Annotated in this window: 18 protein-coding genes; 11 read left to right on the top strand and 7 right to left on the bottom strand. The window is 73.3% G+C overall.

The features are described 5' to 3' along the window. The first annotated feature begins 58 nt into the window (after window positions 1-58). A complete protein-coding gene (locus ADK67_RS29985; RefSeq protein ID WP_157620932.1) occupies window positions 59-2,236 on the top strand; it encodes a transglutaminase domain-containing protein in 2,178 nt (725 codons plus the stop codon). A 22-nt stretch (window positions 2,237-2,258) separates the two neighbouring features. Here ADK67_RS29985 and ADK67_RS29980 read toward each other — a convergent pair whose 3' ends face one another. Beyond that, a complete protein-coding gene (locus ADK67_RS29980; protein ID WP_157620931.1) occupies window positions 2,259-3,875 on the bottom strand; it encodes a serine/threonine-protein kinase in 1,617 nt (538 codons plus the stop codon). Between the two features lie 139 nt (window positions 3,876-4,014). Here ADK67_RS29980 and ADK67_RS29975 point away from each other — a divergent pair, with 139 nt between their 5' ends. After that, entirely contained in the window at window positions 4,015-4,872 is an 858-nt protein-coding gene (locus tag ADK67_RS29975; RefSeq protein WP_053719872.1) for a universal stress protein, read from the top strand. A gap of 107 nt (window positions 4,873-4,979) precedes the next feature. Further along, window positions 4,980-6,218 carry an MFS transporter gene (locus ADK67_RS29970; protein ID WP_053719871.1) on the top strand — a complete coding sequence of 413 codons (1,239 nt, stop codon included), beginning with the start codon at window positions 4,980-4,982 and terminating at the stop codon, window positions 6,216-6,218. 29 nt (window positions 6,219-6,247) lie between these two features. Here ADK67_RS29970 and ADK67_RS29965 read toward each other — a convergent pair whose 3' ends face one another. After that, entirely contained in the window at window positions 6,248-7,333 is a 1,086-nt protein-coding gene (locus ADK67_RS29965; protein WP_053719870.1) for a LacI family DNA-binding transcriptional regulator, read from the bottom strand. Window positions 7,334-7,608: 275 nt separating this feature from the next. On the opposite strand from ADK67_RS29965, the gene ADK67_RS29960 reads away from it, so the two are divergent. Continuing rightward, window positions 7,609-10,335 carry an exo-rhamnogalacturonan lyase family protein gene (locus ADK67_RS29960; protein WP_231648415.1) on the top strand — a complete coding sequence of 909 codons (2,727 nt, stop codon included), beginning with the start codon at window positions 7,609-7,611 and terminating at the stop codon, window positions 10,333-10,335. Window positions 10,336-10,393: 58 nt separating this feature from the next. On the opposite strand, the gene ADK67_RS29955 is transcribed toward ADK67_RS29960, so the two are convergent. From ADK67_RS29955 to ADK67_RS29945, 3 genes are read right to left on the bottom strand one after another with little or no spacing between them, the layout of a single operon-like run. Next, a complete protein-coding gene (locus ADK67_RS29955) occupies window positions 10,394-12,037 on the bottom strand; it encodes an extracellular solute-binding protein (protein WP_053719868.1) in 1,644 nt (547 codons plus the stop codon). Between the two features lie 56 nt (window positions 12,038-12,093). Beyond that, window positions 12,094-12,981, bottom strand: a complete 888-nt coding sequence (locus tag ADK67_RS29950; RefSeq protein WP_053719867.1) for a carbohydrate ABC transporter permease — start codon at window positions 12,979-12,981, stop codon at window positions 12,094-12,096. Then, window positions 12,978-14,018, bottom strand: a complete 1,041-nt coding sequence (locus tag ADK67_RS29945) for an ABC transporter permease (protein WP_231648414.1) — start codon at window positions 14,016-14,018, stop codon at window positions 12,978-12,980. The genes ADK67_RS29950 and ADK67_RS29945 overlap by 4 nt, the downstream gene beginning before the upstream one ends. A gap of 194 nt (window positions 14,019-14,212) precedes the next feature. On the opposite strand from ADK67_RS29945, the gene ADK67_RS29940 reads away from it, so the two are divergent. From ADK67_RS29940 to ADK67_RS29930, 3 genes are read left to right on the top strand one after another with little or no spacing between them, the layout of a single operon-like run. Further along, window positions 14,213-15,226 (top strand): hydroxyacid dehydrogenase, encoded by a 1,014-nt coding sequence (locus ADK67_RS29940; protein ID WP_197289676.1) that lies wholly within the window; start codon window positions 14,213-14,215, stop codon window positions 15,224-15,226. Between the two features lie 59 nt (window positions 15,227-15,285). Further along, a complete protein-coding gene (locus ADK67_RS29935) occupies window positions 15,286-17,145 on the top strand; it encodes a DUF2264 domain-containing protein (RefSeq protein WP_053719865.1) in 1,860 nt (619 codons plus the stop codon). After that, on the top strand, window positions 17,142-17,936 hold the full coding sequence (locus ADK67_RS29930; protein ID WP_053719864.1) for a sugar phosphate isomerase/epimerase family protein: 795 nt from the start codon (window positions 17,142-17,144) through the stop codon (window positions 17,934-17,936). The genes ADK67_RS29935 and ADK67_RS29930 overlap by 4 nt, the downstream gene beginning before the upstream one ends. 32 nt (window positions 17,937-17,968) lie before the next feature. Here ADK67_RS29930 and ADK67_RS29925 read toward each other — a convergent pair whose 3' ends face one another. Beyond that, the gene (locus ADK67_RS29925; protein ID WP_053719863.1) at window positions 17,969-19,114 is read right to left on the bottom strand and encodes a glycerate kinase; all 1,146 of its coding nucleotides are present in this window, start codon (window positions 19,112-19,114) and stop codon (window positions 17,969-17,971) included. Window positions 19,115-19,267: 153 nt separating this feature from the next. On the opposite strand from ADK67_RS29925, the gene ADK67_RS29920 reads away from it, so the two are divergent. The 4 genes from ADK67_RS29920 to ADK67_RS29905 are packed head-to-tail and all read left to right on the top strand — an operon-like array spanning window position 19,268 to window position 23,149. Continuing rightward, entirely contained in the window at window positions 19,268-20,371 is a 1,104-nt protein-coding gene (locus tag ADK67_RS29920) for a Gfo/Idh/MocA family protein (RefSeq protein WP_053719896.1), read from the top strand. Next, window positions 20,368-21,279 (top strand): PmoA family protein, encoded by a 912-nt coding sequence (locus tag ADK67_RS29915; protein ID WP_053719862.1) that lies wholly within the window; start codon window positions 20,368-20,370, stop codon window positions 21,277-21,279. The genes ADK67_RS29920 and ADK67_RS29915 overlap by 4 nt, the downstream gene beginning before the upstream one ends. After that, complete coding sequence (locus tag ADK67_RS29910) at window positions 21,276-22,049, top strand: cupin domain-containing protein (RefSeq protein ID WP_063797762.1); 774 nt, start codon at window positions 21,276-21,278, stop codon at window positions 22,047-22,049. The genes ADK67_RS29915 and ADK67_RS29910 overlap by 4 nt, the downstream gene beginning before the upstream one ends. Then, entirely contained in the window at window positions 22,046-23,149 is a 1,104-nt protein-coding gene (locus tag ADK67_RS29905) for a Gfo/Idh/MocA family protein (protein WP_053719861.1), read from the top strand. The genes ADK67_RS29910 and ADK67_RS29905 overlap by 4 nt, the downstream gene beginning before the upstream one ends. Before the next feature lie 3 nt (window positions 23,150-23,152). On the opposite strand, the gene ADK67_RS29900 is transcribed toward ADK67_RS29905, so the two are convergent. After that, window positions 23,153-23,851, bottom strand: a complete 699-nt coding sequence (locus ADK67_RS29900) for a DUF5995 family protein (protein WP_053719860.1) — start codon at window positions 23,849-23,851, stop codon at window positions 23,153-23,155. Window positions 23,852-23,972 lie beyond the last annotated feature (121 nt).

Genomic DNA, 23,972 nt, shown 5'->3' with positions numbered 1-23,972 from the left:
TGCCCGAGGTGTGGGTGTGAGTGGCCAGGGTGTGGGTGGGCGAGGTGTGGGTGCCCGCGTGGGCAGTGCGAGGGTGGGCAGTGCGCGGCTGAGCAGTGCCCGAGTGGCGTGGGCGGCGCTGCTGGTCGTGGTGGCCGCGCTGCACCTCGGCTCGGGGTGGCAGGGGTACACGGCTTCGCTGGTGTTCGCGGGCGCGGCGGTGGTGGCGTTCGCGTGCCTGCCGTTGTTGCGGTGGCAGCGGATGCCTGCCGGGCTGGTGGCGTTCTCGCTGGTGGCGCTGGCGCTGGTCGGCGGGTACTGGGTGGCGCGGGGCACGGCGATCGACGCCACCGACCCGCTGTCCGTGCTGCTGGACCTGGTGCCGCGGCTGCTGACCGCCGCACGCCCCGCGCCCGCCACGCCCGAGCTGGTGGCGCCGGGCGCGTTGCTGGTGTTCGGGGTGTCGTTGGTCGTGGTGCTGGCGGTGGCGGGGCGTGGGCGGTCGTTGTTGGCGCCCGTGGTGGGGGCGGCGGTGCTCTACACGTGCACGGCGTTGCTGACCGCGGGGCGGGCCGATCGGCACGGGGTGATCGCGGTGGGGTTGATCGCGCTCGTGGCGCTCGGCTGGCTGCTGGTGGACCGGTTGGAGGCCGGTGGTCGGGTGCTGCTCGGGTTGCCCGCCGTGCCGTTGGCGGTGGTCGCGGCGTTGGCGGTGGTGCTGCCGTCGGGTGACGCGTTCGAGCCGCGCGAGTTGGTGGAGCCGCCGGTGGCCGACCTCGGTGTGGCGAGCCCGTTGCCGCAGTTGGCGTCGTGGGCGAACCTGGGCGACACGGAGCTGTTCCGCGTGCGCGGGCCGGAGCGGGCGGTGCGGTTGGTGGCGTTGTCGGACTACTCGGGCGCGGCGTGGCGGGCGGCGTCGTTGTACGGGCCCATCGGCGCCGTGGCGGAGCCCGACCTGCCGCCGGGTGCGCGGGTGGACGAGGCCGAGGTGGAGATCACGGTCGGAGAGTTGGGTGGTCGTTGGTTGCCGACGGTGGGGCGGCCCACGGCGGTGACGTTGGACGGTGCGATGGTCGACCCCGACTCGGGTTCGTTGGTGCTGCGGCACGAGTTGACGCCCGGCTTGTCGTACCGGGTGCGGGGTGTCGTGGACGTGCCGGACGACACGGACCTGCTGGACGCCACCGTGCCGACGAACGCGGGCCGGTACCTGGAGCTGCCGGGGCTGCCGTACTCGTTGGCGGAGTACGCGCGGCAGATCGTGCAGAACGCGCGGTCGCCGTACGAGCAGGCCGTGGCCATCGAGCAGGTGGTGAAGCAGGGGCGCACGCCGGACGCGCAGGCGCCGGTCGGGTCGTCGTACGCGCGGCTGGAGCGGTTCCTGTTCGGCAATCCCGGTGAGCCCGGTGCGAACGCGGGCACGGCGGAGCAGTTCGCTTCGGCGTTCGCGGTGCTGGGGCGGGCGGTCGGGTTGCCGACCCGGGTGGTCGTCGGCTTCCAGCCCGCCGACGGTGGGGAGAGGGTAGTGCGCGGCAGTGACGCGACCGCGTGGCCCGAGGTGTACTTCGCCGGGTGGGGTTGGGTGCCGTTCGACCCGGTGTCGGGCGTGTCGTCGGGCGGTTCGAGCGCCGCGCAGAAGCGCGAGGTGCTGGATCGGTTGGCGTCGGTCACGGCCACGCCGACCAGCACGCCGCTGTCCGCCCCTCCACCGTTGGTGACGCCGTCGAGCGCTGTCGCGGCACCGGAGTCGGCCGGGTCGCGGAGGTGGATCGGGTACGTGGTGCTCGGCGGGGTGCCGGTGTTGATCCTGCTGGTGCTCGGGTTGGCCCGGCTGGTGCGGCGCAGACGCCTGCGTGCGGCCGGTGCGATCGGCGCGTGGGCTTATGTGCTGGACGGTTTGCTGCTGGCGGGTCGGACACCACCGGTCGACCGGACCGCGCCGGACACGGCGGCGGAGTTGGGGTCGGCGGCTGCGGTGGAGTTGGCCCGGCTGGCGGAGTACGAGGCCTTCGCGCCGAAGCCTGCGACGGTACGACCGCCGAGCCCGGTCCACGCGCCGTCGAGAGCGGCCTACTCGCCGCCGATCTCTGCCCAAGCACAGTCGAGGCCGGTCCACGCACAGCCAAGCGTGGGTCGGCACGACGGGACGTCGGCGTGGCGGTTGGCGCGGCAGGTGAGGGTCGGGATGCGGCAGGGGGTTCGTTGGTACCGCAGGATGTTCTGGGCGGTCGACCCGCGGCCCTTGTGGCGGCGCTAGCCGTCATGCACCGCGCAGCGCGCTAGCCGTTGCGCACGGCGCACGTGCGGGCTGACGCGCCGCGTTGCGTGGCCGGGTCGTCGAGACCGATCGCGAGCACCTGGAAGCAGTACTGCGGCGCCTTCGGCTCCAAGTCCTCCAGCACGTGTGACGTCGCACCGGCCGCCACCGTCACCAACGGCCGCGCGGACGGGCCCGTCACGTCGACCACGACGAACTGGGCGTTGCCCTCGCTCGGATCCGTCCAGAACAGCTCGATCCGGTCACCGTCGTCCTCCAGCCGCTTGAGCACCGGCGTGAACCGCGGATCGCCGCCCTCGGGCAGGCTGGCGGTCGTGGTGGTGGTCGCCAGAGACGTTGTGGTAGTCGTCGTCACCGTGGACGGCGGCGACGCGACCTGCTCCGACCGGCCCGGCAGGTTCAGCGCCACCCCGACGACCACGCCGACGAACACCGCGCTCACCCCGGCCAGCTTCCACGACCGACGTGGCCGGGACGGCGGCGGCTCCGGCGGCTCCGGCAGCTCCACCAACGGCGGCGGGGGCGGTGGCACGGGTGGGCGGGGCTCGGTGTTGTGCCGGACGGTCAGGTCGGCCAAGTCCTCGGTCCACGTCTTCACCGGCTCGGGTGTGACGGCGGCGACCGGTTCCGCCGCCTCGGTCACCGGCTTGGGGCCGAAGTCTGGCAGCTCGGTCGGGCCGTCCGGGTAGCGCTCCGGCACCTCGTGCCGCACCGTCGCCGTGTGATCCGGGTCCACTGTGGACTGGGGCGTCCACGTCGGCACCGCGGCCAGCGCCGCGCGCACGGCCGCCGCGTCCGGGAACCGCTCCTCCCGCGCCTTGCGCAGGCACCGCAGGATGATCGCCATCAGCTCGACCGGCACGTCCGGCCGCAGCAGCGACCTCGGCTGCGCCTCGCGCACCCGCCCGAGGTAGGCGAGCATGGTGTCCTCGCCGGGGTTGTCCGACGTGAACGGCGGCTGGCCGTCGAGCAGCGTGAACAGCGTGGAACCCAACGACCACACGTCGTCGGCCGCGGCGGGTGGTTGGCCGGCCACCATCTGCGGCGCGGCGTGCCGGTAGCTGACCAGCTGCAACGACGCCGTGTGCGCCGCGTCCGCGCCACGCGCGATGCCGAAGTCGGCCAGCACGTACGACGTGGGCAGCACCAGGATGTTCTGCGGCTTCACGTCCCGGTGCAGGATGCCTTGGCCGTGCGCGAACGACAGCGCGTCGGCCACCGCGATCCCGGCCGCGACGACCTCATGCACCGGCAGCGGCCCGCGCTGCTGCAGCCGGTCGTGCAGCGACCCGAGGTCGTAGTACTCCATCACGATGCACGGCCGCCCGCCGGTCACGCCGGTGTCCAGCACGGTCACGATGTGCGGGTGCTGGCGGCCGAGCCGGACGGTGATCTCCAGCTCGCGGTGGAACCGGCTGATCGTGTCCGGGTCGGTCACGTCCAGCACCTTCACCGCGACGTCACGGCCCAGCCCGTCCTGCGTGGCCCGGTACACCGTGCCCTCGCCGCCGTGCGCGACGAGCCGGAAGTCGCTGTAGCCGGGCAGGGCGACGGCCGGCGCCGCGCCGCCCGAACCGGCCGGGGGCGCCCAGGCCATCAGGTCGTCGGCGGGATCCACGGCGCCGATCGTATCCGTCGGGCACGACACCGGAAGACGTCCGGCGAACGGGGGTGCGGTACCGCTGTCGAAGTGCGGCCGGCTGCCCGGCGTCGGATGGTGTGGGTGTCGCTGACGTCGGCAGTGGAGGGAACCTGTGATGACTGGCCCGATCGTGGTCGGAGTGGACGGCTCGGAGTCGGCGCTGACGGCCGTCCGGTGGGCGGCGGAGGAAGCCGCACGGCACCGCGTGCCGCTCGAGCTGGTGCACGCCTACCTGCTGCCCAGGCGCGGCTACCCGGAGATGGTGTTGACGGCGCACGACGTGCGGGAGGCGTTCGAGGAGCAGGGCAGGCAGTGGCTGGAGGCGGCGGCCGCGAGCGTGCGCGACCTCGTGCCGGAGGTGGAGACGTCGGTGGTGGTCGACCAGCCCGCCGGCGCGATGATCACCGCTTCGCAGGGCGCCCGGCTCGTCGTGCTCGGCTCCCGGGGGTTGGGCGGGTTCCTCGGGATGGTCGTCGGGTCGGTGGCGGTGTCGGTCGCCGCGCACGGCCGGAGCCCGGTGGTCGTCGTCCGCGGCCCGTACCCGGCGACCGGCCCGGTCGTGCTCGGCGTGGACGGTTCCCCGGCGGGTGAGGCGGCGATCGGGTTCGCGTTCGAGGAGGCGTCGGCGCGGGACGCGACGCTCACCGCGCTGCTCGCGTGGACGCCGCTGCTCGCGGGCACCCCCTACGCCGACAAGGTGCGCGTCGACTGGGACGAGATGGAGGAACAGCAGCGGCAGTCGCTGGCCCAACGCCTGGCCGGGTGGCAGGAGAAGTTCCCGGACGTGGCGGTCGACCGGCGGGTGGTGCGCGAGCGTTCGACGAAAGCCCTGCTCGACGCGTCCCGTGACGCGCAGTTGCTGGTCGTCGGCAGCCGCGGTCGCGGTGGCTTCGCGGGCATGCTCCTCGGCTCCACCAGCCAGGCGCTGGTCCACCACGCGCCGTGCCCGCTGGCCGTCGTCCGGGCGGACTGACCCACCGCCTGACCCACCGCGCCCGCCGGCCGAGGTGATCTTCGGGCATGATCGGCACCGCGAGGTGATCGCCTCGGTCCGTACCGGCGACGCGGCGGGGGAGCGGAATGGTCGCAGTGCTCGGTGGTCTGCGGGGTAACCGGGACCTGGCGGTGCTGGTGGGCGGGTCCGGGGTGGCCGGCCTCGGCGCGCAGCTCACGCTGATCGGGTTCACCACCGAGCTGGCCGGGTCCGGCGCGTTCGCCGTGGCCGGGCTGTTCCTGGCGGTCGCGTTCGGCGCGGTCCTCGGCGCGCCGCTCGCCGGCTGGGCGGTCGACCGGTTCCCGCACCGGCTGCTGCTCGCCGTGGCGGTGTTCGCGCAGGTGTTGCTGCTGGTGGCGCTGCTGTTCGGGTATGCGCGGCTGCCCGTCCTGTACGGCCTGGTCGCGTTGCTCGGCGTGTGCGGCGGGGTCGCGCGGACGTGCGCGTCCGCCCTGATCCCGGTCGCCACCGGCGAGGACGGCGCGGCACGGGGCCTCGCGGCGTTGTCGTCGGCGAGGAACACCGGGTCCGTGGCCGGCATCGTGCTCGGCGGCGTGATCGCGGTCGGGCCGGGCGTCGAGTGGGCCGTGATGCTCGACGCGGTGTCGGCGTTCGCGCACCTCGCGCTGGTCGTGGTGTGGCTGCGGGCGGACCGCGACCCGAGGCAGGACGACGGCGGCGCGGCCACGCCGGGCGGCCAGTGGAGCGGCTGGGTGCTGCTGCGCAGCGACCGGCTGCTGCTGGGACGCGTCGTCGCGCATGCCGTGGTCGGCGTGGCCGTGGCGATCGCGCTGGTCAACCAGGTGTTCCTGGTCTTCGGCCCGATCGGCGGCAACGCGTTCACCTACAGCGCCATGCTCGCGTGCTGGACCGCGGGCCTGCTGCTCGGCGCGAACCTGACCCGCCGCGTCACCACCACACGCGCGCTGGTCGCCGCCTTCGCCGCCGCGAACCTGGTGCTGGCGTTGGCGCTGGCCGCACCCGCCCAGCTGCCGCACCTCGTGGTCAACGCGGTCGCTTGGCTGGTCGCCGGCGCGTGCGGCGCGGTGCAGAACGTGACGCTGAACGGCCTGGTGCAGGCACGGACGTCGGACGCGGTCCGGGGACGCGTCCTCGCCACCGTCGGCGCGATCACCGCCTGCTCGGGAGCGGTCGGCATCCTGGTGGCGGGCGCGGTCGTCGGCACGGTCGGCCCGCTGTCGGCGTTGACCGCGGCGTCGGGGTTCGCCCTGGTGGCCGCGTTGATGGCGGTGCTGGCGGTGCTCCGCGGAGACCACCTGCGCGCCTCCGTCGTCGCACCGGACCTCGACCGCGCGTCGGCCTGACGGACCGTCAGGGCAGGCACGACCGCCGGTTACGGTCGGGAGCCGGAGCGCACGACGGGGCGCACCGAGTCGCGCACGACGATGTGGGTGCCGAGCATGACCCGCTCGGGCGTGCCCGACTTGTCCCGCGCGCGTTGGAGGGCCATGCGCACCGCGGTGCGGCCCAGCTCCTCGTGCGGCACGTGGACGGTGGTGAGGCCGATGTCGGCCGCGGGCGGCAGGTCGTCGAAGCCCACCATGGAGATGTCCTCGGGGATGCGCAGGCCGTGCTCGCGCAACGCCTGGCGGGCGCCCGCGGCGATGAGGTCGTTGCCGGCGAAGACGGCGGTGAAGTCGGGTGGTCCGGCGGCGAGCCGCTCGCTGATCATCCGGTAGCCCTCGTGCCGCTCCATGCTGCCCTCGACCTCCAGCCCGGGGTCGTGGTCGACGTGGTGGTCGGCCAGGGCCTTGCGGTAGCCGGCGATGCGGCTCTCGGGGGTCGTGTAGTTGTCGCGCCTGCCCAGGAACAGGATGCGCTGGTGGCCCGCGGACAGCAGGTGGCTGGTGATGGCGTAGGCGCCGCCGGTGTTGTCGTACTCCACGACGAGGGCGGGCACGTCGGGCCCGAGCGGCGGGCGTCCGCACAGGACCAGTTGGGAGCCGGCGAGCGCCAGCGCGCGGGCGTACTCGGCCATGCGCGCGCGGTACGCCTCGTCCGCGACGACGTTGCCGACGAGGATCACGCACTCGGCGTGCTCCTCGCGCATGAGCTGGACCGTGGCGAGCTCGCGCTCGGGGTCGCTGCCGGTGGTGCCGACGATGCAGAGCTTGCCCTCGATCGCGGCCTGGGTCTGCACGCCTTGCGCGACGTGCGCGTAGTGCGGCGACACGACGGAGTTGACGATGATGGCGACGCTGCGGCTGCTCGCGCCCGCCAGCCCGCGCGCGTTGGCGTTGGCCACGTAGTCCAGCTCGCGCACCGCCCGCAGGACCCTGGTGCGCGTGGCGGGCGCGCCGGGGTAGGTGCCCGACAGGATCCGGGAGACGGTCGCGACGGACACCCCGGCGTGCGCGGCTACGTCACGGATCGTCGTCGGCCGCGGTCCTTCGTTGTCGGACGCCGCTCGCCGAACCATCCCGCCTCCGTCTGACGTCGTGCAACTCGCTGGTAAAACGCTTGCACGCGATGCTTCCGGCGGACTGTCCCGCTGTCAAATCGCATTCCGCCCGGAGCCGGCGCGGTCGTGGCGCCGTGCGGCGGTCCGTGGCGAGTCCTGCCTGTAACCGCATACCGGTCATCGCGGCTCTCTTGACAGGTATCGCAGCTCATGCTGGCATTACGACGCTGTAAACGTTTTCACTGCTCTCACCTTGCCCGGAGCCAACCCGCCCGAGTGGAGCACCCATGGCGATGATCTCCCGACGTAACCTCATCCTCAGCGCGGCCGCGGTCGGCGCCGCCGCGCAGGTCGGCCGCGCCGCGCCTGCCCACGCCGATCCCGTCGTCGGCCCGCGGCCCGAGACCGCGAGCGGCGCGCTGGACGACGGTGTGCCGCTCAGGTGGCTGGAAGGCGGCACGCCGCGGCAACTGGCCGCCGGGTCCACTTGGGGAGTGCCGTGGCCGAAAGGCACCGTGCCCAAGGGGCAGGCGTTCGCGTTGCGCACCACCGCGGGGCAAGAGGTGCCCGTGCAGACGTGGGCCACCGCGTACTGGCCGGACGGTTCGCTGAAGTGGACCGCGCACGCCATCGGCACGGAGGCGCCGCCCGCCGAGGCGTACGTGCTCACCGGTGGCACGCCCGCGGCACCCGCGGCGGCCGTGACCGTCAAGGACGGCCGCAACGAGGTCGAGGTGAGCACCGGCGTCATCCGGTGCGTGATCCCCAAGAAGGGCGACCACCTGGTCCGCACCCTGGCCAGGGGCGACCGCGAGATCGCCCGCGACGGCCGGTTGGTGTGCCTGCGGCAGGACGAGCCGGGCGGCGACGAGGGCGGCACGGCGAAGCCGGAGAAGTTCACCGGCCGCACGGAGAAGGTGACGGTCGAGCAGTCCGGTCCGGTCCGCGCCGTGGTCCGGATCGACGGTGGGCACCGGCACGGCAACCGGACGTGGCTGCCGTTCACCGTGCGCCTGTACTTCTACGCCGGCAGCGACGGCGTCCGCGCCGTGCACAGCTTCGTGTACGACGGCGACGAGAAGAAGGACTTCGTCCGCGGCCTGGGGATCCGGTTCGAGGTGCCGATGCGCGACGAGCCGCACAACCGGCACGTGCGCTTCGCCGGACCCGGTGGCGGCGTGCTGTCCGAGGCGGTGCGCGGCATCACCGGACTGCGCCGCGACCCCGGCGCGACGGTCCGCCGGGCACAGGTCGCCGGGCAGGCCACCCCGCCGGTGGCCACGTGGGACACCAGGGTCGGCTCCCGCCTGCACCTGATCCCGACCTTCGGCGACTACTCGTTGCGCCAGCCCACCGCCGACGGGTTCCAGCTCCGCAAGCGCACCAAGCCGGGCCACGGCTGGATCCCGGTCGACGCCGCCGGCCGGGCGGGCGGTCTCGGCTACGTCGGCGGACCCGGCGGCGGTTTCGCGTTCGGGATGCGCAACTTCTGGCAGCTGCACCCCACGCAGCTCGACATCCGCGGCGCGGCCGGCGAGACGGCCGAGGTCACCGTGTGGCTGTGGTCGCCCGACGCCGAGCCGATGGACCTGCGCTTCTACCACGACGGCATGGGCCAGGACACCTACCCGGAGCAGCTCGAAGGCCTGGAGATCACCTACGAGGACTACGAGCCGGGCTTCGGCACCCCCTACGGGATCGCGCGCACGACCGAGCTGGTGTTCTGGGCGCTGGGGTCGACGCCTGCCGCGGAGCGGATCGCCGAGCTGACCGACGCGGTGCGGACGCCGCCGCTGATCGTCGCGCCGCCCGCCCACCTGCACGCCGCCGGGGTGTTCGGCGACTGGTCGCCGGTCGACCGCTCGACCCCGGCGAAGGCGCGCGTCGAAGACCGGCTGGACCTCCTGTTCGAGTACCACAGCGGACAGGTCGAGCAGCGGTCCTGGTACGGCTTCTGGGACTACGGCGACATCATGCACAGCTACGACCCGGACCGGCACGTGTGGCGCTACGACGTCGGCGGCTACGCGTGGGACAACTCCGAGCTGTCCACCGACCTGTGGCTCTGGTACCACTACCTGCGCACCGGCCGGGCCGAGGCGTTCCGGTTCGCCGAGGCGATGACGCGGCACACCGGCGAGGTCGACGTCTACCACCTCGGGAAGTGGCGCGACCTCGGCACGCGGCACGGCGTGCAGCACTGGGCCGACAGCGCCAAGCAGGCCCGCATCAGCAACGCCGGCTACCGGCGCTTCCTCTACTTCCTCACCGCCGACGAGCGCACCGGCGACCTCATGCGCGACCTCGTGGACGCCGACCGGACGTTCCTGGCCCTCGACCCCATCCGCAAGATCCGCACGGGGCCGTACGAGCCCGATCCGCACGCCCTCGGCGTCAGCACCGGCACGGACTGGAGCGGTCTGGCGCTCGCCTGGTTGACCGAGTGGGAGCGCGGCGGCGACCCGATCGCCCGCGAGAAGCTGGTCAACGGGATGCGCAGCATCGCCGCGATGCCCAACGGGTTCGCGCGCGGCAGCGGCCTGTACGACCTGGACAACGGCACGTTCAAACCGACGGAGCCCGCGGTCAGCGTCGGCTCGCTCGGGTCCGTGTTCGGCCTGGTCGAGCTGTGCAGCGAGCTCATCTCCCTGACGGGTGACGAGGCGTTCACCCGGGCGTGGCTGCAGTACTGCCGCCTCTACAACGGCACCGCCGCCGAGCAGCAGGCGGAGACGGGGCAGTCGTGGGGCAGCCTGAACCTGCGCCAGGCACACTCCCGGCTCACCGCCTACGCCGCCGCCAAGCTCGGTGACGCGAAGCTCGCCGACCGGGCGTGGGCGGAGTTCGAGACGGGCCACGCGGGCTACCCCAAGAACCACGACTTCGGGTCCAGGCGGGTCGACGGTCCGCAGGTGCTCAAGCCGGTCGACGAGGCGAACCTCAGCACCAACGCCTCCGCGCAGTACGGCCTGGCCGCCATCCAGTGCCTCGCCCTGGTGGGTGACCGACTGCCCGCTTGACCGAAGAAGACTCCAGCCCCGACCGGCGCTGTCCGGTCGGGGCTGGAGCGTCAGCGCGTCACTGGTTCGCGGCGTGCTCCTTGGCCAGCTCCTCGGCGACCTGGTCGCCGCCCGCCTGCCGCCACTGCGCCACGACGTCCTTCCAGGCCGACGGCGGCTTGCGGCCGAACGTGATCGCCGCGATGCCGTCCCCGATGATCTGGCCGAGCTGGGCGCCCTTGCTCGCCTCGGTCGCCGAGCGGAGCCCGGTGGCGGGGTTGCGCACGCTGCGGGGCAGCGAGGCCTTCTGCCAGTCGTGGACCGCCTTGGCCGTGTCCGGGTAGCCGGGCAGGTAGAGGACCGCGGGCGCGGTGCCGATGTACTTGGTCGGCAGCAGCGAGTTGTTCTCCTGGTTGTACAGGTCGGTCGTCTTGATGCCGTCGGCGTCCTTCGTGAAGTGCTCGCCCTCCACGCCGTAGTTGGCCAGCTCGTACTCGGCGGAGCCGAACGGCGCGCTGAGGTAGTCGACCACGCGCAGCAGCAGCTTGATCCGCGCGGACTCGGCCTTCTTGAACGTGACGTAGCCGAAGATGCCCGGGCCTTGCCAGGGCGTGGCCTGTGCGCCGTACGGGCGGCCGAGGTCGAGGGCGAACCGGCCGTTGATCTTCTTCATGGTGGACAGGCTCACCGAGCCGAAGCCGTCGTTCATCGAGGCGACCGTGCCGTTGTGGAAGTAGCTCTGCATGTCGGTGGAGCTGACGGTGAGGCTGTCGGGGTAGTGCGTGCCCGCCTCGACCAGCTTGCGCATGACCTCCAGCGCCTGCTCGAACTGCGGCGTGGCCGTGGCCGGCGTGAACGCGCCGCCGTCCGCCGACCACGTGTTGGGCGCGCCGAGCGAGCCGGCGTGGTAGGTGATGCCGCCCAGGCCGCCGAACAGCGCCTTGAACCAGCCGACGCCCCACTTGCGGTCGCCGGTGAGCTGCTTCATGGCGTCGAGGTACTGCTCGGTCGTCCAGTCCTCGGGGATGCCCGCCGCGTCCATCGCCGACCGGTTGACGAACAGGCTGTTGGCCGGCATCGGGCGTTCCAGCGGGATGCCGTGCAGCTTGCCGCCGATGCGGCCCATGCCCTTCCAGGCGTAGGTGGGGATGTTGGCCAGGTTCGGGAACTCCTTGACCGCGTCGCCGCCGACGAACTCCGACAGGTCGGCGCACCGGGCCTGGACGAACTCGGCCGCGTGCGGCAGCGCCAGGTTCGAGAACATGATCAGGTCCGGCAGGTCGTCGCCCGACGCCATCAGCGTGGCCATCTTCTGCCCGTACTCGGGGTCGGGCACGACGATGACCTTCAGGTTGACGCCCAACGCCTGGTTGACCGCCTGCCAGTACCGGTTCTCGCCGACCGGCTTGGGCGGCGCGCCGTACGACACGACCATCACCGTGACGTCGGACCCGTCGCCGACGGGGTTGTCCACCGACCGCACGACCTTCTCGGGGTACTTCAGGAAGAGCGGCTGCACGCCGGAGTCGTCACCGGGGGCGTCCGGGGTCGGACCGGCGAACGGCACGTACGTCGGCCACGGGGCCAGGTCCTTGCCCGCGTTGGAGACGCCGCCCCCCGACGAGCCGCCGCCGCACGCCGTGAGGAAGGACGGTGCGGCGAGGCCGAGCGCGCCGACGCCCGCCAGCCGGAGCAGGGAACGGCGGTCGATGCGGTGGTCCATGACGAGGTTCCTCTCCCGGCGTGAAGCCGAAAGGAGTGGTTGCGGTGGAGGGGGGTTCAGGCCTTCAAGGCACCGGTGACGACACCCTTGACGAAGTAGCGCTGCAGGAACGGGTACACGCACACGATGGGCAGCGTCGCCAGCATCACGACGGCCATCTGCACGGATTGCGGCGACGTGGCCGCCAGCTCACCCGACGTCTCGGCGAGGGACGCCCCGCCGGTGACGTACTGGCGCAGGACGGTGCCGATCGGCCACTTGGCCTGGTCGTTGAAGTAGATGATCGCCTCGAAGAAGCGGTTCCAGTACGCGACCGCGTAGAACAGGCCGACGACGGCGATGACGGCCTTGGACAGCGGCAGCACGACCTGGCGCAGGATGCCCAGCTCGCTCGCGCCGTCGATGCGCGCGGCGTCGATCAGCTCCGACGGGATCGACTGGAAGAAGCCGCGCATCACGACCAGGTTGAACACGTTGACCAGGAACGGCAGGATCAGCGCGGCGTAGGAGTCGAACAGCCCGGCGCCCTGCACCACCAGGAACAGCGGCACCATGCCCGGCGGGAACAGGAACGTGAACAGCACCAGCAGCAGCAGCGGTTTGCCGCCGTACACCTGAGGCCTGCTCAACGTGTAGGCCAGGCCGATCGTGCAGACCAGGCTCAGCGCCGTGCCGACGATCGTGATGCCAGCGCTGACCAGCAGCGCGCGGCTGATGATCCCGCCCTGGAGGATCTCGGTGTAGGAGGCGAACGAGAACTCGTCCGGCCAGACCACCCAGCCGCCGTTGGCGATCACGTTCTGCGGGCTGGCCAGGCTCGTCGCCAGGACCGTCCACAGGGGGAAGACCACCAGCGCGACCACCACGGTCAGCGCCACGGCCTTGGCGGCGCGCACCGCGGGCGTGGGCCTGCCCATCCAGGCCGGGGCGTTCGTCCTGCTCATGCCTTGTAGACCCCCTGTTCGCCCAGCCGGTGGGCCACCTTGTTCGCCGCGTAGATCAGCGCCACGCCGATCACGCCCTTGAACAGCCCGACCGCCGCGGCGTAGCCGAAGTCGCCGCCCGCGAAGCCGGTGAAGTACACGAACGTCTCCAGCACCTCGCCGGTCTCCGGACCGACGGACTGGCGCTGCAGGAAGAACTGCTCGAACCCGATCGACAGGAACTCGCCCAGCCGCAGCACCAGCAGGAGCACGATCACCGGCCGGATCGCGGGCAGCGTCACGTGCCACAGCCGCCGCCACCAGCCCGCGCCGTCCAGCGCCGCGGCCTCGTACTGCTGCTCGTCCACTTGGGACAGCGCGGCCAGGAAGATGATCGTGGCCCAGCCGCACTCCTTCCACACCAGCTGCGCGATCACCAGCGGCCCGTACGCGTCGGGGTTGCCGATGATCGACACGCCGCCCACGCCCAGGTCCGACAGCCAGCCGTTCACCACGCCCGCGCCGCCGAGCATCTGCTGGAACAGCGCGACCACGATCACCCACGACAGGAAGTGCGGCAGGTACACCACGCTCTGCACGAACCGCCGCACGGTGTCGCCGACGACGCTGTTGAGCAGCAGCGCCAGCGCCAGCGGCGCGGGGAAGAAGAACACCAGCTGCAGCGCGGCGATGACCAGCGTGTTCTTCACCGCGTTCCAGAACAGCGGGTCCGTGAACATGCGCTCGAAGTGCGCCAGGCCCACCCACTCGCTGCCCGAGATGCCCAGGAACGGCACGTAGTCCTGGAACGCCAGCACGTTCCCGAACAGCGCGCCGTAGTGGAAGAACAGGAAGTACGCCAGACCGGGCGCCGCGAAGAGCAACAGCGCCCGGTCGGCCCTGATGCGGCGCAGGTGGCCGAGGCGCGGCCGACCGCCCTCCGGTCGGGCGCGTGCCGTCCCGGTCGGGGGACTGGCGCCACCGGTGCCGCCGCGGACCCGCGTCATGCTCACGTCGAACGCCTCTCTCGCGGTGCCGAGCCGAAACAGAATGTTCACGAACATAAAACGGTTACACCCGTACGTCAACGCCTTGTCTGTCCGGTGTGCCAAGGTGTATCCGCCTGTAGTCGCTCTTGGTCGGGCCGACCTGCGGGCATTGTGGCCGGCCGGCCTGGTGCGTAGAGTGACGTGTGGATGCAAACGTTTACATGGATCGGCCGCTGCCCGGCCCACTGATAGGAGCCCACTCCGTGTCACGGCGACCTGTCGCGGTCTTCGCCCTCGCCCCCTGGGCCCTCGCCGACGTCTTCCCGCCCGACCTCGTCACCCGGCTGCGGCAGCTGGTCGACCTCGACCCGGCGACGACGTTCACCTCGTTCGACGGGCCGGTCGCCGCCGCGGCCCTGGCGGAAGCGGACATCCTGATCACGGGGTGGGGCTGCCCGCGCATCGACGCCGGTGTGCTGGCCGCCGCGCCGGGGCTGCGTGCCGTCGTGCACGCCGCCGGCACGGTGAAGGCCTCCGTCGACCCCGTCGTGTTCGAACGCGGCGTGGTCGTCTCCTCCTCGGCCGAGGCCAACGCCGTCCCGGTGGCCGACTACACGATGGCCATGCTGGTGCTGGGCACCAAGCGGGCGTTCGGCCGCGCCCGGCGGTACGCGACCGCCGTCGAGGGCGCGCCCCGGGACTGGCTGCCCGGCGACGGCACCGGGCTGCACGACTGCACCGTCGGGGTCATCGGCGCGTCCCGGATCGGCCGCCTCGTGCTGCGGCGGCTGCGGGCGTTCGACGTCGAGGTCCTGCTCCACGACCCGCACGTGACCCGCGCGGAAGCCACGGGCCTCGGCGCGGAGCCGGTGGGGGTGGACGACCTCTGCCGGCGCAGCGACGTCGTCACGGTGCACGCGCCCGCCCTGCCCGAGACCCGGCACATGCTCGACGGCCGCCGGCTGGACCTCCTGCCCGAGGGCGCGCTCGTCATCAACACCGCGCGCGGGTCGCTGATCGACACCGAGGCGCTGACCAGGGCGTGCGCCACCGGGCGGATCTCGGCGATCCTCGACGTGACCGAACCGGAGCCGCTGCCGCCGGGGCACCCGCTGTTCGCCCTGCCCAACGTGCTGATCACCCCGCACCTGGCCGGCGCGCAGGGTCGTGAGCTGCGGCGCATCGGCGAGTTCGCGGTCGCCGAGGTCGGCCGGTTCGTCAAGGGCACGCCGCTGCTCGGGCGGGTGGAGCCCGAGCGCCTCCCGTACATCGCGTGACCGGGCCCGGTCCCGGACAGGATGCACCGTGACACAGTGAGCGGAAGGAGCGGAATCGCGTGAACCCCGTGGCCGACCTGGCGGAAGACCGACGGCTCAGCCCGCGCACCGGGTACGCCCGGGCGCACTGGGAGACCGCCGCCGACGCGTTGCTGGGCGCCGCGTGGCGGTGGGCGAGCCCCGGCGGCGCCCGGCTGGACCTGCCCGGACCGGCGTCGGGCAGCGGCGCGCGCAGCGACGGGTTGGAGGGGTTCGCCCGGACGATGCTCGCCGCCGCGTACCGGGTCGCGGGCGCGGGCGGCGACGACCCGCACGGTTGGCTCGCCCGGTACGCCGACGGCCTGGCCGCGGGCACCCGGACGCCGGGCGCGGACGACGCCGAGTCGTGGCCGGTGATCCGCGACCACCACGTGCAGGGCCAGCCCATGGTCGAGGCGGCGTCGGTCGCGCTCGCCCTGCGGGTGAGCAGGCCGTGGCTGTGGGACCGGCTGGACGACGCCGTGCGCGACCGCGTCGAAGCCTGGCTGCGCGACGCCCTGCACGCCCTGCCCGCACCGAACAACTGGTACCTGTTCCCGTACTCGGTGGCCGGGTTCCTGGACTCGGTGGGCCGGGGCGACGCCGACACCGCCCGCGCCCGGCAGCGCGCCCTGGACCTGCTGGAGGCGTGGTACCAGGGGCAGGGCTGGTACTCCGACGGCGACGGCCGGGCGTTCGACCACTACAACGGCTGGGCGCTGCACCTGTACCCGGTGCTCGACGCGCACCTGGCGGGCACGACCACCCCGCACGGCGAACGGCTGCGCGAACACCTCACCGGGTTCTCGCTGCTGTTCGGCGGGGACGGCGCGCCCATCCACCACGGCAGGTCGCTGACCTACCGGTTCGCCGCCGGCGCGGCCGTCGCCCTCGGCGCGGTCACCGGCCACACGCCGCTCGCGCCGGGCGTGTCACGGCGGCTGCTCAGCGGCTGCCTGCGCTACTTCCTCGACCGCGGCGCGGTGGACGACCGCGGCCTGCTCAGCCTCGGCTGGCACGGCCCGCACGCCGCGGTCGTGCAGCACTACTCCGGGCCGGCGTCGCCGTACTGGGCGTCGAAGGCGTTCGTGTGCCTGCTCGCCGGACCCGACGACCCGCTGTGGACCGAGGTCGAGCGGGACGCGCCCGTCGAGGAGCGCGACCACGTGCTCGGGCTGTCCGCGCCGGGCTTCCTCGTGCAGACCACGGCCGCCGACGGCATCGCCCGCCTGCACAACCACGGCAGCGACCACCTGCGGCCGCACCTGGCGGAGACCGCCGACGGCGACGACCCGCACTACGGCCGGTTCGCGTACTCGACCCGCACCGGCCCGACGTCCGCGGGCAACCCGGCCGACAACCACCTCGCCGTCCTGCACCGGGGGCTGCGCGGCGTCCGTCGCCGCATCCACCCGCTCGGCGCGGGCCACGGCGACGGCTGGGGCTGGGCCGCGTCGTGGCACCGGCCCGTGTTCCCCGGTGGCTCGCCGCTGCTGCCCGCGTTGCGCGTGGAGAGCGTCGTGGTCGCCCGCGGACCGCACGAGCTGCGGGTGCACCGCGTGGTCGGCGCGCCGCCGGGTGCCGGGGTGGAGCTGACCGGCTGGGCCGCGGGGCCGGACCTGTCGTCGGTGCTGCGCCCGCTGCACGGCTGGGAGTCGGCCGACGAGGTGGCCGCGCCGGGCGGCACCGCGTTCACCCCGTCGGCGCGCGTGCCGAGGCTGCGCGGGGCCGGCGCCGGGACTTCGGTCCACGTCGCGCTGGCGGTGCTCACCGATGGGCCGGTGGACCTGTCGGAGGTGGCGTCGGTGGTGGCCGCCGGTGTCGATGTGGTCGAGGTGCGGTGGTCGGACGGCCCGGTGACCAGGGTGTCGTTCGCGCCGTTGGAGGTGGTGCACGGGTGAGCGGGTGGCGGTTCGCGGTGAGCACGCTCGGCGCGCCCGGCGTGCCGGTGTCGGAGAGCGCGCGGGTGGCGGCCGAGCACGGCTGCCAGGGCCTGGAGGTCCGCGTGCACCCCGACGAGGAGGTCCACCTCGGGATGTCGCCCGTGCGGGTGGCGGAGGCGCGCGACCGGATCGCCGACGCCGGGTTGGAGGTCGCCTGCCTCGCGGGTTACCCGAAGGTGTGCCGGTCGGGGCCGGACGGACCGGTGGTCGACGAGCTGCGCGCCCTGGTGGAGCTGGCGGTGCTGCTCGGCGCGCCCTCGGTGCGGGTGTTCCCCGGTGGTGACCGGTCCGGTGACGACGGTCGGGCGTCGGACCGCATCGCCGCCGTGCTGCCCGACCTGCGCTCCGCCGGTGTCCGGCTGCTGGTGGAGACCCACGACTCCCACCCGACCGGTGAGGCGGCGCGGCGGCTGGTCGCGCCGTTCGGCGAGCCTGAGCGGGTGGCGGTGCTGTGGGACGCGGTGCACCCGTGGCGTGCGGGCGAGCCACCGGAACGCACCCGTGACGTGCTGGGGGAGTACCTCGGGTACTTCCAGGTCAAGGACGTGGCCGCCGACTCGCCGACCCCGGTCCCGCCGGGTGCGGGAGCCGTGCCGCTGGGGGAGTGCGGGCGGCTGTTGGGTGACTGGTCGGGGTGGGTGTCGCTGGAGTGGGAACGCGCCTGGTACCCCGACCTCGCCCCGCTGCCCGTGCCACTGCGTGCGGCGGCCGACTGGTACACCCGGTGGCGACCGGTCGAGCGGCGGTGATGCGCGGGGTGGTGGCCGAGGGTCGGCGGGCTTCACCCTGACGGCCGGTCGGCGGGGAACGCGGTGGCGATGCGTTCGCCCAGGCGTTCCAGCAGCGGTTCGGCGTGGGTCAGGCAGGTGGACACGTCGGGCTCCAGGTCGGTCAGCGCGAACGCGTCGGCGAACCCCGCGGCGGCCAGTTCGGCGTGGTCCAGGGCACAGCTCCCGGCGGCGGCGACGGCGGTCGCGCCCGCGCCCCGTGCCGCCGAGGCGACCCCGACCGGGGCTTTGCCGCGCAACGTCTGGTGGTCCAGCCTGCCCTCGCCGGTGACGACCAGCCGGGCACCGGGCAACCGGTTCGCCAAGCCGGTGAGCTCCAGCACCAGGTCGATACCGGGGCGCATCCGGGCACCAAGTGCCAGCAGGGCGAATCCCGACCCACCTGCGGCCCCCGCGCCCGGCACGGCGGCGGCAGCGACGTCCAGCAGGTCCGCCCAGCGGGCCAGGTCGGCGTCCAGGGAGGCGACCAGCGCGGCGTCCGCGCCCTTCTGCGGCCCGTACACCGCCGCCGCACCGTGCGGGCCGAGCAGCGGGTTGTCCACGTCGCTCGCCACCACCAGCTCCACCTCGCCCAGCCGGGGGTGCAGTCCCGCCCGGTCGACCGCGCGCACGGCACGCAGCGGCGAGGTCGTGGCGTCGAGGACGACCCCGTCCGCGTCGAGCAGGCGTGCGCCGAGACCGGCCAGCAGGCCAGTGCCGCCGTCGGTGGTGGCGCTGCCGCCCAGGCCGACCACGACCGTGGCGCAGCCCGCGTCCAACGCCGCCGCGATCACCGTCCCGACCCCGAACGTGGACGCCGCCGCCGCGCGGTCCGGGGTCGGCGGCACGTCCGCGACCAGGCCCAGGCCGGAGGTCTCGGCCAGTTCCACGACCGCGACCCCGTCACGGACCGCGTAACGCGCCACGACCGGACGGCCCAGCGGATCGGTCGCGCTCACCGGCACGGCGGTGAAACCGGCCGCGAGCAGGGCGTCGAGCGTCCCCTCGCCGCCATCGGCCACCGGGTACTCGTGCACGACCGCGCCGTGGCGGCGCATTCCCCGCGCGACGGCGGCCGTGGCCCGGCGTGCGGACAGCGAGCCCTTGAACGAGTCCAGTGCCACGACGACGTGGCCCGGCTGCGGCGGAAGTGTGGTCACCAGGGCATGGAAAGCGCTTTCCGATGGCGTGTCAAGCACCTCGGCCAGTCTTGACTGGAGATGACGCCGCCCTGAATACTCGACGGAAAGCGCTTTCCGGAGGGAGTTCGGGTGGACGAGGTCGTCATCGCGCTCAACGGCGTGACCGGCAGGATGGGGTACCGCCAGCACCTGGTCCGGTCCATCCTGGCGATCCGCGACCAGGGCGGGCTCGCGCTGCCGGACGGGCGGCGCGTGCAGGTCGAGCCCGTGCTGGTCGGTCGCAACGAGGGCAAGCTCCGGGACATCGCCGAGCGGCACGACGTGAAGCGGTGGAGCACCGACCTGGCCGCCGTGCTCGCCGACGACGAGGTGTCGGTCTACTTCGACGCCCAGCTGACCTCCGCCCGCGAGAGCGCGCTGGTCGCGGCGATCGACGCGGGCAAGCACGTCTACACCGAGAAGCCCGCCGCCACCACCGTGGAAGGCGCCCTCGCGCTGGCCCGCCGGGCGCGTGAGGCCGGGGTGACGGTCGGCGTCGTGCACGACAAGCTCTACCTGCCCGGCCTGCTGAAGCTGCGCCGCCTCGTCGAGTCCGGGTTCTTCGGGCGGGTGCTGTCGGTGCGCGGCGAGTTCGGCTACTGGGTGTTCGAGGGCGACCTGCAGCCCGCGCAGCGGCCGAGCTGGAACTACCGCGCCGAGGACGGCGGCGGCATCGCGGTGGACATGCTCTGCCACTGGAACTACGTGCTGGAGAACCTGTTCGGCCGGGTCCGGGCGGTGTCCGCCCGCGCGGTCACGCACGTGCCGCGGCGCTGGGACGAGTCCGGCGAGCCCTACGACGCCACCGCCGACGACGCGACCTACGCGACGTTCGAGCTGGACGGCGGCGTGATCGCGCACATCAACTCCTCGTGGTGCGTGCGCGTGCACCGTGACGAGCTGGTGGAGTTCCAGGTCGACGGCACCGAGGGCAGCGCGGTCGCGGGCCTGCGCCGCTGCGTCGCGCAGCACCGGGCGTCCACCCCCAAGCCGGTGTGGAACCCCGACCTGGCGGTCGCCGAGGACTTCCGCGCCGGGTGGTCCGAGGTGCCCGACAACGCCGAGTTCGACAACGGCTTCAAGGTCCAGTGGGAGGAGTTCCTGCGCGACGTGCTCGCGGGCCGCCCGCACGCGCACGACCTGCTGTCGGGCGCGCGGGGCATCAACCTCGCGCAGCTCGGCCTGGCCTCGTCCGAGCAGCGCCGCTGGGTCGACGTGCCGGAGCTGTCGCTGTGAGCGCCCTGGCCGTGCGGCACGACATCGGGTCCGCGCTGACGGTCCGCGCCGGTGACGTCGACCTCGCGCGTTACGTCTACGTGCCCGACACGCCGCTGTTGGAGTCGCCCAAGCCGTTCCTGCACCCGATCCGCACGCGGTCCGGGCGGGTGGTGAGCCTCTTCCGGCCGCACGACCACGTGTGGCACAAGGGCATCGCGTGGTCGTTGCCGAACGTCGGCGACGAGAACTTCTGGGGCGGCCCGACCTACGTCCACGGGCGGTCCTACGTGCAGTTGGACAACAACGGCACCCAGGCGCACCGGCGGCTGGTCGACGTCGGCGTGGAGGCGGAGACGGCGTACTTCACCCACGAGTTGGACTGGATCACCGAGTCCGGCGACACCGTGATCACGGAGCGTCGGACGATCGGCGCGGCCCTGCTGTCCGACGCGGCGTGGGCGTTGACGTTCGACACGACGATGACGAACACCTCCGGCCGGGAGATCGCGTTCGGCTCGCCGACCACGCGTGGTCGGGAGAACGCCGGGTACGGGGGCCTGTTCTGGCGCGGGCCGCGCTCGTTCACGGGCGGGACCGTCGTCACGCCCGACGGGCCGGGCGGCGACGAGGTGCGCGGCCGGCGTGCGGAGTGGATGGCCTTCGCGGGCCGGCACGACGGCGACGACGAGCAGTCGCTGGTGCTGATGGTCGACCACGAGGCCAACCCGCACCACCCGCCGCAGTGGTTCGCCCGGTCGGAGAACTTCGCGTGCCTGAACCCGGCGCCGTTCTTCAGCGAGGAACTCGTCGTCGCGGACGGGGAGACCGTGCGGTTCCGCTACGGCACCGGGATCGCCGACGGCGGCGCCGACGACGCCGCGGCACTGGCGGACTCGGTGCGCGGTGTGTTGGGTGAGTCGGTGTGAGCACGTTTCCCGGCGGGACGTCGTTGTCGTTCCTGGACGTCTACGACGACGCGGCGCCCGATGGTGTGGTGGGCGGCAGCCCGCACGTGCACCTGGCGTCGACCGAGTGCTACGTGGTCGTGGGCGGCACGGGCGAGCTGCACGCGGTGACCCTCGACGGCTGCCGCGAGATCCCGCTCGCCGCAGGTTCGGTGGTGTGGTTCACCCCCGGCACGATCCACCGCGCCGTCAACCACGGTGGTCTGCGGGTGGTCGTCGTGATGGGCAACGCGGGGCTGCCCGAGGCGGGTGACGCGGTGATGACGTTCCCGCCCGAGGTCGTCGCCGATCCGGACCGCTACCGGGCCGCCGCGACCTTGCCGGCCCGGGCGACGGAGGCTGACCGCGCCGCCGACGCCCGCCGACGCCGTGACCTGGCGGTGGAGGGCTTCACGCGGATCCGGGACGCGCTCCGGGACGGGGACCGGGGTCCGCTGCGCGAGTTCTACGCCGCCGCCGCGGCCTTGGTCCAGGGGCGGGCCGGCGCTTGGGCGGGGATCGTGCGCGACGGCCCGCTCGACCAGGCCGAGGCCACGCTCGCGATGGCGGGGGACGTGTCCCTGGGCGTGGCCCCGCACCTGGAACGGGCGGCGGTGTTCGAGGCGGGCGAGCCGGAGCGGGTGTTCGGCATGTGCGGACGTCTGCGCCCGGTCGACGTGGGCGCCGCCGTGTCGTGCGTCGCCGGAGCAGTCCCACCCGGAACCCCAGCGGACGAGGAGCATCTTTCGTGACCAGTGGCAGCTACACCTGCGCGATCGTCGGCACGGGCGCGATCGCCACCGCCCACGCCGAGGCGATCAGGCACCTCGACGGGCGGGCGCGGCTCGTCGGGGCGGTCGACCTCCTGCCCGACCGGGCCGCCGCGTTCGCCGCGACCTGGGACGTGCCCGCGTACCCGACCCTGGCCGACCTGCTCGACGCCCAACGACCCGACCTGGTGCACGTGTGCACGCCGCCGGGGACGCACCTGTCGCTGGCGCTGGAGTGCCTGGAGGCGGGCGCGGTGCCCGTGGTCGAGAAGCCGCCGGTGCTGTCGCTGGCCGGGCTCGACCGGCTGCGCGCGGCCGAGGCGGCGGCCGGCGTGCCGATGGCCACCGTGTTCCAGCACCGGTTCGGGTCCGGGGCGGTGCGGTTGCGGCGGCTGGTGGCGGAGGGCGCGCTGGGCCGGCCGCTGGTGGCGTCGGCGGACACGCTGTGGTTCCGCGACGACGACTACTTCGCCGTCCCGTGGCGGGGCAAGTGGGAGGTGGAGGGCGGCGGGCCGACCATGGGGCACGGCATCCACCAGTTCGACCTGCTGCTGTCGATCCTGGGCCAGTGGAGCAGCGTCACCGCGATCGCCGCGCGCCAGGCCCGGCCGACCGACACCGAGGACGTGTCCGCCGCGCTCGTGCGGTTCGACTCCGGCGCGGTGGCCACCGTGGTCAACTCGCTGGTGTCGCCACGCCAGACCAGCCGGCTGCGCTTCGACTTCGAGCGAGCCACCGTCGACCTGGAACACCTCTACGGGTACGACGACGCGAACTGGACGTTCACAGCCGCGCCCACCGCGCCCGACGCCGGCTCGGCGTGGGACAGCGGGCCGGCCGACACGCCGAGCGGCCACACCGCCCAGCTCGCCGCCGTGCTCGACGCCCTCGACACGGGCGGGACACCACCGGTGTCCACCGCCGACACCAGGGTGACCATGGAGTTCGTCGCCGCCGTCTACGCGTCGGCGTTCACCGGGCGCACCGTCGGCCAGGGCGAGATCACCGAGGGCCACCCGTTCTACGAGAGCATGGCCGGGACCGGCGCGCCCTGGCTGAGCACGGCGGGCGCGGACTTGTGACGGCTATGCCGGTGGCGGCACGACGGGGGTGAGCAGGCCCTCGCCGGCCACCGCCACTTCCGCGGCGAGCGTGGCCAGGGTGGTGTTGTAGAGCGGGGCGAGGTTGCGCTCGTCCCACAGGGTCAGGGCGGCGCCCCAGGAGACGTCCCGGCCGCGGGCGATGCTGAAACCGGACAGGACGTGCTTGAGCTGCTCCGCCTCGGCCGTGGGCAGCTTCAGCAGCTCGGGCTCGTACTCGGCGCGGACCTCGGCCTCCACCTTGGCCAGCAGCTCGTTGACCCGCAGGTAGTCGGCGTGCACCGGCTTGGTCCGGGGTGTGGTGCGGCGTTCCGCGCAGGTGGCGTTGACGGCCAGCGCCAGGTCGTGGTTGATGTGGGCGTTCATGCCCGCCAGCGCGAACTGGACGGGCCAGACGGTGCGGTTGTCCCGTGCGTCGAACAGCGGCTTCCACGGCACCGGCGCCGTCTTCGCGTCGACCGCCTTGAAGTACAGCCCGGCGAACAGCACGTCCATCCGCTCCAGGAACGCCGGGTCCTCGAAGAAGCCGTCGACGATGTTCTGACCGACCAGTTCCGTGACGCGCAGGTACATGCGGTTGAAGCAGGCCACGCCGTCGTGCGGGTCCAACGCCCGGTCGATCTCCCGCATCCGTTCGATGACCTGCTCGACCGAGGCCGGCACCTGCACGGGCGTGTGTGTCATCTCCCGATCGTCGCACCGGCCCGTCGCGCCACCAATGTCCACAACGGAGTTCAGCCCTTCACGACCGTTGAGTCACTCACTTCAGCGACCGCGGCCACGCAGTGCATCGGGTGGACGTTCG

The organism is Saccharothrix sp. NRRL B-16348, assembly GCF_001280085.1.
Taxonomy (GTDB): domain Bacteria; phylum Actinomycetota; class Actinomycetes; order Mycobacteriales; family Pseudonocardiaceae; genus Actinosynnema.
Note: the sequence above shows the minus strand (reverse complement) of the source record. Positions and strands in the feature narration are given on the sequence as shown.